The organism is Paenibacillus polysaccharolyticus, from assembly GCF_900102085.1.
Classification (GTDB): domain Bacteria; phylum Bacillota; class Bacilli; order Paenibacillales; family Paenibacillaceae; genus Paenibacillus; species Paenibacillus polysaccharolyticus.
The window spans coordinates 37,099-48,144 of record NZ_FMVM01000015.1 but is presented as its reverse complement, the minus strand read 5'-3'; the positions used below and the strand labels follow the sequence as shown (position 1 = coordinate 48,144).

Genomic DNA, 11,046 nt, shown 5'->3' with positions numbered 1-11,046 from the left:
TAGCAAATATCTTGAAATTGCATATTTAAATTGCTCAATATTATTGATACACTAGTTCAAGGTTATATTCATTCAGACAAGGCGTGAACCCTCGAAGAGTGGGCTTGCAGCCAATGCCAAATCGATAACGCTTACATCCTTTTGGCAAATATAGGATATAAGGACGGTAGACATGAGCCAGGGACAAACGAGTACAGATGTAATCTTGATCGGTGCCGGAATTATGAGTGCAACTTTGGGAACTTTGCTTAAAGAATTGGCACCAGACTGGAATATTAAGGTTTTTGAGAAGCTTGCCACGGCAGGAGAAGAAAGCTCGAATGAGTGGAATAATGCTGGAACCGGGCATGCTGCGCTGTGCGAACTTAACTATACTGTTGAACGACCAGACAAAACCGTAGATATTAGCAAAGCCATTAAGGTGAACGAGCAATTTCAGGTTTCCAAGCAATTTTGGTCCTATCTGGTGAACAGTCGTCTGATTCGGAATCCGAGGGACTTCATTATGCCGATTCCTCACCTCAGTTACGTACATGGCGAGAGTAATGTGCAGTTTCTGAAAAGACGGTACGACACCTTGTCAAACCATCCGCTGTTCGCAGGCATGGATTTCTCGGACAACCGGGAAGAGCTGGCGAAGTGGATGCCGCTAATGATGAAAGACCGCACAAGTAGCGAGCCGGTAGCGGCGACCAAGATTGACTCCGGTACGGACGTTAACTTTGGTGCTTTAACGCGTATGCTACTGAAACATCTACAGGAACAAAAGGTGGAAGTCCACTATAAACATAGCGTGAAGAGCATTAAACGCAAAAGCGATAAGTCATGGGAATTGACCGTGAAAAATCTGACGAGTGGAGCTGTTGAACGTCATCGGGCGAAATTTGTCTTCATTGGCGCCGGCGGCGGAAGTCTGCACCTGCTCCAGAAGTCCGGTATTCCGGAAGGTAAACATATCGGTGGCTTCCCGGTAAGCGGGATCTTCATGGTGTGCAAAAATCCGGAAGTCGTGGAACAACATCATGCCAAAGTATATGGCAAAGCTTCCGTAGGTGCTCCACCGATGTCCGTACCGCATCTGGATACACGTTACATCGACAACCAGAAGTCACTGCTGTTTGGTCCATTCGCCGGTTTCTCACCGAAGTTCTTGAAGACCGGATCGAATGCAGACCTCATTGCTTCGGTGAAGTTGCATAACCTCTTAACAATGCTTGCGGCGGGTGTGAAGGAACTCTCACTCACCAAATATCTCATTCAACAGCTCATGTTAACGAAGGAACAACGCATGAAGGAACTGCGTGATTTCGTGCCGAGTGCGAAGAGTGAGGACTGGGATATGGTGCTGGCAGGTCAGCGTGTGCAGGTGATCAAGGACACCGTTCAGGGCGGCAAAGGCACACTGCAATTTGGAACCGAAGTTGTAACTGCGGCAGATGGCTCCATTGCGGCATTACTAGGCGCATCGCCGGGTGCTTCGACGGCGGTTCAAGTCATGCTGGAGATTCTGGAACGTTGTTTCCCGCAGAATATCAAGGCATGGGAACCAAAGATCAAAGAGATGATCCCGTCTTACGGCATCTCGCTTGCAGAGAACCTCGATCTATTACGTGAGGTGAATCTGTCTACGGCGAAATCGCTGGGATTGTCGGATGAGAAGCAAGCATTGCATGTGTAATGGATAAAGTGCTTCATGAAGCCAGGAAATGAATCAAAAAAGCTGAGTCCGGATCAAGTCCAGGCTCAGCTTTTTGTGGTTTGGTTTTCCCTAAAATGAACTTATAACGAATCCATATCGGTCTGGTCAGGGATAAAAAAGGAAACCTTCGTCCCTTGCCCAGGGGAGCTGACGATCTTTAACCCTTGTCCATAGAGCTGATTCAAGCGCCGATGGGTATTGGTTAAACCAATGCCTCCAGGCTTTAACGGATTCGGTTTAGGCCATGCGAGCGCTCGTTCAATCTGCTCCGGATGCATGCCTGAGCCGTTATCTTCGATCTCGATCAGTGTGCCCGTGGTTTGGGCAACGATGCGGATCCATACCGTCCCGCCGTCCACTTGGCTGAGTACACCATGGCGAACAGCATTTTCAATCAGCGGCTGGATCGTGAGTGGAGGAAGAATCACATCGATGTCTTCTGGAATGTCCCAGACTACGTTTAATCGTTCTGCGAATCGTTCCTTCTCAATGTAGAGATAGGCTTTCGAAAGGTCTATCTCGTGGGTGATCTCCACCATTTTCTCCGAATTCACAAAGTGGAAGCTGGTCTGCAAATATTCAATAAAAGCATCCCCCAATCGCTGCATTCGATCCGTATCGATCTCACTGAGCATCATAATGGAATTGAGTGTGTTAAACAGGAAGTGAGGCTGGATCTGTGCCTGCAAATAAGCGGCTTCCATCCGCAATCTCTCATCAATCGATTGTTTCAACACAATCAATGAACCAATGCGATGTCTCAACTCTACAGCGTCAACAGGCTTGGTCACATAATCAGTAGCACCAGCCATGAATCCGGCATAAATATCAGCAGGTTCGTTTCGGGCCGTTAACAACAGAATAGGAAGCTCCGATACGGAATAACGTTTACGCACGCTCTCTGTCAGTTCATAACCGGACATATGAGGCATCATCACATCGGCAATTAATAAATCCCATGACTGCGTATTTAGTAATTCCAGGGCTTCTAACGCTGAAGTGGCAGGTTGTATATCATAGGGTTCGTTCGACAGCATCGAGATGAGTACACGCAAGTTGACCGGATCATCATCGACAGCGAGAATGCGAGCAGTAGTTTTCCCAGGTATGACGGGGTTCACAGGATGTTGCTCTTCATCTAGGCTCACAGCGACCTCACTCAGATGCTGGACACCCCATCGCGAATGCTCCGTCTGATCGGTCTGTTCGGTTAAGGCAGGTGTATCTTTTCGTGGCAACGAAACTTGAAAAGTAGATCCTTGTCCCAGCACGGACTGTACAGTGAGTTCACCACCATGAAGCTCTGTGAGCTGTTTGCTGATACTTAACCCGAGCCCAATCCCACCACTCAAACGTGCTTGAGCAGTACCTTGCTCGTAAGCTTCAAATATTCGTTCTTGTAACTCCTCGCTAATTCCCGTGCCTGTATCCGAAACTTGCATAATGACGCTATCTTTATCTGCCCTGACCGATACGGTAATGGTACCCTCATCCGTGAATTTGAGCGCATTATGCAGCAGATTGTACAGGATCTGAACAAGTCGTCTCTCATCTGCCTGAACAAGCGGTAATCCATCGGGAGTATCTACGATGATCTGGACTCGCTTGCCTTCCGCCATAAATCGGAACATTCCAATGACGCCGGATATGACAGAGGCGAGGGATAACGGTTTTTTCTGCAATATGATGCGTTTTTCTCTCAGACGAATGACATCCAGAAGATCATCAATCAATTGCGACATCTGTCTCCCGATATTGACGAGCAGTTTCATGTCTTCCGTATGTTGTCCTCCGGATTGACGCTGTTCGCGCACCGCAATACTTTCGGCAATGTTAATAATCCCATGCAGGGGAGTGCGCAGTTCATGCGCGGTGTTCACCAGGAATTGATCTTTTTGCTGGTCTTCCACTTTGAGCTGTTCATACAGTTTTTCAATTTCAGTGGCATTGCGGAAATATTTTCTGAACCAGTAGGCCGCAAAGCCAAATATGGCAGCAATAACATCGATCGGATAATACACATTGGTGATTTCGTTATGTGAGTTTACAATTCCCCACAGCACACTGGACATACTGCTCATTGCTGCAAAGAGCAGAAAGCTTGCGTCGCTTTGTTTGGCTGCGGCCATTTTGAAGAACAGGAGCACAGACCAACCAATGGCGAACAAATACAGGAAATCAGGAATTTGAGTATGAAGTGCTTGGTACACAAGCGTTACGGGAGCAATGAGCAAAAATAATAGATATCCTCCTACAATACCGGCATATGCAAGAAAGAGCTTTCGCCCATGATTCGGATTCGCAAAGCTTCTGGCCAGCATAAGAAGGAAAAGCGCAAATGAAGCATATGAAATCGCCTTGGCTTTAACCATCCAAGTGAAGTTCAGTGGTAGCCAGTTTAATAACAGCCCGTCATGGTCAGAGACAACCGTTAAGGCCGTAGCCAGTATTAACAAAGAGAACGTGAGCAGTGCCCGCTGCTTCCGGATAAATAGAAACATGACAAAGGCATACAGGCTGTGCAGAAGCAGTATAGCGAACGTAATTTTCTGCAAATCAATGGATAAACCCCGTTCACTTCCGATGGCTTCAGGAGAACCCAAGTATAGAGAACGCGTAATGCCTCCACTGAATGGATCGTCGAAATTGGCTGTTTGCACAAGTAGAGTGAGTTCACTCGTCTTGTCTAGTGCATAGGAAGTTACAAATGCAGTCCTTTCTGGTTGATAGCTTTCGGCATTGCTGGCAGGTTGACCGAACTGGGCAACAACCGTTCCGTTGATCTCAATGATGGATGAGGTCTGAATTTTCTGAGCCCAGAGGGATATTTCCTTCACCGAAGGGTCGAGTAGTATACGAAGCTGGTACGTTCCATATCCGAATGACGAAGCAGAAGGTGGTTGTAACGCCTTGCGCCAGTCACCCGGCACTTGGACCCAGGTGGAAGGCTTGTCCGACCCCATATCTGAATTCGTATGTTTATCTTCTCCGCCAGAAATCAATGCATGGGGTGTGAACCCCCATTCTCCATCCAGAGAGATCGGGGAAGTGTCAGCAAAGTCCCAACCGCGAAGATCCAACACGCCTCGAACGGGTTCTGGATGATCCGGTATAGCAAAAGAGGCGGACCATATCCAGCGAAAGCTAAGTAAAATGGTTAAAAAGACAAGGGACAACACGACATATCTAGGTATTTTTATATTCGTTATTGGTTTCATGGCAGATTTTAATTTCGACAAGTTTCGTCTAACTCCTGCACCGTCATGTTCGATGAGCATCCTTTTTTTATTTCGAATTTTAGACGTATTACCAAATTGATAGCGTTCGCAATCCAAAGTTTATGGTAAAATTATAGATTAAAGGATCATCAAGTGAGTCGGAGGGCTGTGCATATGAGAGTGATTTTGGTAGATGATGAAAATCTCGCTCTGAGCAGGTTAAATAAATTGTTAGTCGAGAGAGAGGAGTGCGAGGTCATCGGTTCTTTTTTGAAGGCAGAAGAAGCGATAGAGCAAATTAAGCAACATCTGCCTGACCTCGTTTTCATGGATATTGAGATGCCGGGGATGAATGGAATCGAAGCAACTGAACGAATTCATGAGGTATCTCCAAGAACAGAAGTTATTTTCACAACAGCATATAACGAACATGCACTAACGGCTTATGGGCTTGAAGTGCTGGATTATATTATGAAACCCGTAACAAGGAATCGTTTGGATAAAACGATGAAGATGTATCAGCGCAGGGCTGTACCGGCACCAATGGACGTGATCGAAGACACAGCAGAGCGAGGCACGTTAATCCGTTGCTTGGGAATGCTTCAGGTGCAGTTGCATCCGAATGAGGCGCCCAAACATCTGAAGTTTAGAACGACCAAAATCAGAGAACTATTCGCGTATTTGCTTCATCATCGCAATAAACCGATCAAGCGTGACACCCTGCTTGAGCTGTTATGGCCGGAGCTCGATGAGAGGAGAGGTATAACGAACCTGCACAGTGGCATTCATCGCTTACGTGGTATGCTGAACGAATTCATGGGTGAGGACCGGATTTCGGTACGCTATCAACAATTTGGTTATATATTGGAAACTGGCGAACTCCGGATTGATGCGGAAGAGTGGGAGAGCCGTCTTAACCGATTGCCTTCATTATCGCCGTCTACACTTGCCGAGCATCGGTATGTTTCGGATCAGTATGAAGGCAAGTATTTCGGTGAGGGTGATTACGCGTGGGCGGAACTGGAACGTCAGCGATTGCATGCGCTCTGGCAGAATCATGCGCTGAAGCTTGCGCAATACTACATTGAATCGGGACACCCTAATGAAGCTCTGATGTTGTACCACCAGATGCAGCAATTTGATCCGATGATGGAGGAGGTCAGTCTTTCTTTGATGAAGTTGTATGATCGGTTAGGCAATAAAGAGCCGGTGGTTGCTCAGTATCATCAATTGGCAGCAGCATTACAACAAGAGGCAGGAGTAGACCCTGGCCCCGAAGTGGAATCATGGTATCGGGATTGGAAAACCAGGAATATATGAGCATCTGCTCACTGGGATATTTGGCGTATGGAAAAAATCAACGTGTTGTACCTTGTGACAGCCTCATGAATGAGGCTGTTTTTTTATCCCAACGACACTGCCAAGAGTACTTGTTACTCATTGTTACTCGTTGCAGGGGTACTACAGAAACCACTCCGTAGCCTGTTCATTAAAAAATCGGGTCACCTCGGGATACTCGTTCAGATCAATCTCTTGCTGGCGTATGATTTTATTGAGAAAAATGGTGTCTGTGAACATTTTGCTGATGATGAAACGGCATTCCATGGGGGTATCCTGGAAAGCATCTATGAGCACTCGAATTTCGTTGAAATCAAAGAACAGGATATATGAAGCGTAATTTTGAAGCAACACGGTAAAACAGTAATCACGATATGATCTGGAGTTCACCGAAGCACCCTCAGCGGCAACTCCCAGTGCGAGCAAATCTCTAATGATCTGGCAAAACGCCGCAGGATCATCCTTGTATAGCTTGAGCATTCCATCGACATCGTTAATGAGTTGAATGGCGGGCTCCAAACTTTTAATAGAAGGTATGATTAACTTGGGGGAACGTCCCTCAATGACCTGTAACAGCTCCAGAGTTAACGCTTTGCAGGCTTGAATCTCGTCTGCTGAGATCACGATATGTTCCGCGTGCTCGTCGCGATGTGTGGTGTAGTGATTATAATAAGCAACGAAATAATACTCGAGTGGAATGCCCGTATTGGTATGAATCAAGCGTTGTTGGTCAAATGTACAGGCGTATAAAGTCTCATCATTCACCGGATGGGCGTAGAGATAGATAAAGAAGAAAAAGTCGCGTAGCGACTGCTTCTGTGAAGCGTTTAAACAAGTTATGTCATGCAGATGGGACAGCTGGAGGAAGCTATATTTTTTCATCACATCATTCATCTCGCTGTAGGTGTTGTGTGTGTTGATGGATAGTGTGCTATTGATCGTGAACAGCAGGTAGTACAGAATCATCTCATCGTAAACATTCAGTTGCTCAAACGTCTCAGCTAATACGGGCTTCCAGTCTGGCTTTGATCCATAGTAGGGGTCTTTCGGACGTAATCGGACGATCCAGCCTAAGAAGGTTTCCTCGGGGTGATCATTAAAGAATAACGCTGCACTGTCATCCTCATATTGACCAAATGCCATTATCATATCTCCGTGTGTGGGTTCCGGGGGGAGATGGAATTTATGACGAATATATTCATTATATAAAGTGTGGAGTCTCATTTTCGGATAACCTCATTTCATAAATACGTTGGATTCCTGTACTTCTGCCTCGCTCTTCATTGTACTCTCTGGTTTCTATTCTTTGCATCCTATTCGACACCCGTTCGAGCACTCCCTCTGTATAAATTCATGTCGTAATACTTTTGCCCTGCTCATGGATGCCAAAATCTGAGATGATGAGTTCACCAAAGGTTCGGGTGACGAACTTCGGAACCTCGAACTCTTGGCCTTCAGGCTATGGCGGTCCTTCCTTCTACATCATTGGAGATTACTAGGGTCGCCGCTCTCCTGAAGATTTCAAATCAGAGAGGAGGCGTCCAGGCTATCATATTCCTTCCTTCTCAAGCTAACCACCGAATGTTAATTAGGGATATGGCTTTCCTGGACTCTTTGATCATGAACAATAAAGATGTAAATTACAGCAATATAAAAATGAACAGTATCTATGTGCGCAGAGCCGGCAAATTAATGATCGAGCCTGACCAACAGAGGGTGCATCGATTGCCCAAAAATCTTCTGGCGACTGTACTCAAAAATATAGAGTCTCTTGGGTTTACCTTCTCCAATGAGCTGATGCAGGCATTGCGAACGCTGTCCGAAGAACAATTTACAGCATTGGCAGAGCAACTTGTTAGAGACCTGAAAGTGATGGTCGGTGCTCATGTGAAATACAAACCGATGTATGCGGGATTCCCGGAGCAGGTGATGGAAGCAGACGAAGCGGAGCTGTACTTGAATGCTGTTTTTTATTACCTGACACATCATACACTGGGTGATTTTGAGTCTTCGGATATGGCTGCTGGCGCGCGGTCTCCTTTCCTGGAGCAAACGAAGCTGAGGATCATTGATCTGGGGAGTAAGCAAGCGTTCCAGAAGCTGATCCGTCAGTTAATCGAAGCGAATGGCTCCATCTCGGATACGGACAAAAAAGATATCAAACACGCGCTTAAACATGCCGATCCGAGTGATGTTGAGACCATGCTGCCTGAGGAGATTCCGTTTAAGGAGAATGTAGGGTTCGTTGTTGCGGTGCTATTGAAATATGAATTGGCAAGCATGGAACGTATCGGGAATTATTTTAAAACGGCAAGCGATGTACTCCGACTGGCAGTTTCCTGGTCGGAGGGGGACGTCAGTCTGGCAACAGCCACGCCTTTTCGTAAATTCAAACGCCGTGAGCGCCGCCTGCTCCTCAGTTTACTGGAGCAATGCGGCTCCATCACGGAGGATATGCTGCGCTACAAGGATCGCTGGATTCGTCTGGGGGAGATTTTGCACCCATCCGAATACAAGCTACGGTATCCGCGGAGCCAGGAAGCCTTCGATATCCTGCGAAATAACAAGCCGTTTACAACCTTTAACGGTAGCATTGAACTGGCATTCCAGTATCGGAATATTTGGAGCCTGATTGACCTGTTGTCCCAGCGTCCGGGTGAATTTGCACGGAAGCTGGATCATATGTTACGCATAACAGAGCATGAAGAATATGTGTTGCTCGCTTTTGGCGAGGTAGCGGGGCAGGTGTCCACGCCGGTGTTATTGCAGGTGAGACAGCATTTCGCACAGCGGAATGAAGCGTCAAAAATGCGAGTGTTTTTTCCGAAAGGCAATGTCGCCAAGGCGGTTGGTATCCCGAATGAGCTACCGGAGCTTGACGAAGCTGTGTGTCAGGAAGTGGTGCAATTATGCGAGCAGGCCCTGATCACACGATTCGCTGAATTCCCTTCGCTCGGGAAGACGTATGTCGATGAGCAGTTGCAGCATTATCTGGTGCCTTTTTCACAGCGTTCCGCGAGCAAAGCCTTACGAACGATTGTGAGAGGAAGCCGTATCCCGATGGGGGAGGGCGACACAATTCGTTTCTTCAGCTGGTGGAAAGAAGGCGAGGTCGATGGTACACCTACAGGGCGTGTGGATATTGACCTGTCTGCGATCATGTATGACAAGAACTGGAACTATGTCGAACATATTTCATATACGAATCTGAAGTCTGTTAAATATAAGGCTGTCCACAGCGGCGATATTGTGACTGCACCTTATGGGGCGAGTGAGTTTATTGATCTGCATATCCCTTCGATTGTGAATTATGGCGGAAGGTATGTGGTGACCACACTTCACTCCTTCACCAGTCATCCGTACTGCAACTTGCCGGAATGTTTTGCAGGCTGGATGATGCGTAAGAAACCCGGCTCGGGCGAAATCTATGAACCATCCACGGTGGAGAACAAGATCGATATTACGGCTGATACGCAGATTGCAATTCCCGTCATTCTGGATCTGGTCGACCGTACGATCATCTGGACGGATCTGGCGCTGACAAGGTATCCGGACTATTACAACAATGTGGAAGGCAATCGGGGAGGCATCTTGCTGATGGGGAAAGCAATGACCTCATTACGCAAACCTCACCTGTATGACTTGTTCATGATGCATGCCAAGGCGAGAGGTGAACTGGTGGATACGAAGGAGCAGGCCGATACCATCTATGCGGTCGATGAAGGTGTGACACCGTATGATATCGAGCAGATTATGGCGGAATATCTGGCTTGATCCGTACAAGGACGGCATGATTTGGAGTGGATTGGGTAATGTTGGGTACTGTGTTGTGTTGGAAGTCCATGAGTATGTATGTGCGAGCACAACTAGCGCAACTGGTGAAGAAGGAGCAGTCATAAGGCTGCTCTTTTTTAGGCTGGTTCAGAAGCTATGCAGGAACATATCAATGAGAGAGTCATGTTAACATGACTTCAATTGACGATGAGTTCCATTTTATAGTAACCTTGGCGTGACTATAAGGGGTGATCTAATCTACATGAATAATAACTCAAGTCAAAATACAAGTGTGGATTCCATTCTCGGCCAGTATGCATTTAACGAGCATTCATCGTCCACTGAATTGATCGAGTTCACATTAAAATCATTGCAGAGCTTGTTGCCACTCGCTGGCTTCAAGATTGTCAAATCCCGCAAAGCCCTGGAGATGAAAACGAAGGAATTGTTGATATCCTTCTATTTGCAGGCCAATAGACATAATACAGCAGGAACGAGTATGGAAGTTATGCTGCACTGTAAAGTTACGCATATCAAGCATAAGTCCTACACAGGTCTACCGGAAAGTTACTATGAGCATTCGGAGATAAAGTGGTATGAATTATTGGGGAAAGAGGCATTTATGGACAGCCTCCTATTGATGATGGAGTACATTACACAACACGAGATTCTATTAATCGAGCAGCTTATACCTGATCCTCAAGGTGTGATAGAGGCAAATAGAATTTTCAGCCCTTATTTTTACTATCGCTATGGAACAGAGGCACAATTTGAACAGGCAAGACAGCGACACGTTGCGAGTCTAAGCGAAGCGCAGAAACGGCAGTATGACGAGGCAGTCATCAAGTTTCAAGCGGATATAAGCAGTCCGATCAAGCGTGGAGAAGATTGGGCATATTTGACGGTGGCCAAGAAGGAGGGGCGTGAAGTATGACTATTACCCCTGTCATTCTGGTGGTCCCCCCGAAGCTTTGGCCAGCGGCTAACGATCACAGATAACGTTATTTGGAGCATTTG

The 11,046-nt window shown here is 46.7% G+C and carries 6 protein-coding genes; 4 read left to right on the top strand and 2 right to left on the bottom strand.

Annotation, left to right across the window (positions count from 1 at the left end):
- Window positions 1-172 precede the first annotated feature (172 nt).
- Window positions 173-1,678, top strand: coding sequence for a malate:quinone oxidoreductase (locus tag BLQ13_RS20225; RefSeq protein ID WP_090923461.1), 1,506 nt, complete (start codon window positions 173-175; stop codon window positions 1,676-1,678).
- A gap of 101 nt (window positions 1,679-1,779) precedes the next feature.
- On the opposite strand, the gene BLQ13_RS20220 is transcribed toward BLQ13_RS20225, so the two are convergent.
- Entirely contained in the window at window positions 1,780-4,938 is a 3,159-nt protein-coding gene (locus BLQ13_RS20220; protein ID WP_338060886.1) for a hybrid sensor histidine kinase/response regulator, read from the bottom strand.
- A gap of 153 nt (window positions 4,939-5,091) precedes the next feature.
- Here BLQ13_RS20220 and BLQ13_RS20215 point away from each other — a divergent pair, with 153 nt between their 5' ends.
- On the top strand, window positions 5,092-6,237 hold the full coding sequence (locus BLQ13_RS20215; RefSeq protein ID WP_090923458.1) for a response regulator: 1,146 nt from the start codon (window positions 5,092-5,094) through the stop codon (window positions 6,235-6,237).
- Between the two features lie 141 nt (window positions 6,238-6,378).
- On the opposite strand, the gene BLQ13_RS20210 is transcribed toward BLQ13_RS20215, so the two are convergent.
- Complete coding sequence (locus tag BLQ13_RS20210; protein ID WP_244159397.1) at window positions 6,379-7,398, bottom strand: hypothetical protein; 1,020 nt, start codon at window positions 7,396-7,398, stop codon at window positions 6,379-6,381.
- 477 nt (window positions 7,399-7,875) lie between these two features.
- Here BLQ13_RS20210 and BLQ13_RS20205 point away from each other — a divergent pair, with 477 nt between their 5' ends.
- Window positions 7,876-10,029: a TerD family protein gene (locus BLQ13_RS20205; protein WP_244159396.1), complete on the top strand. Its 2,154-nt coding sequence runs from the start codon at window positions 7,876-7,878 to the stop codon at window positions 10,027-10,029.
- Between the two features lie 262 nt (window positions 10,030-10,291).
- Window positions 10,292-10,963, top strand: coding sequence for a hypothetical protein (locus BLQ13_RS20200; RefSeq protein WP_090923456.1), 672 nt, complete (start codon window positions 10,292-10,294; stop codon window positions 10,961-10,963).
- The last annotated feature ends 83 nt before the right edge of the window (window positions 10,964-11,046 follow it).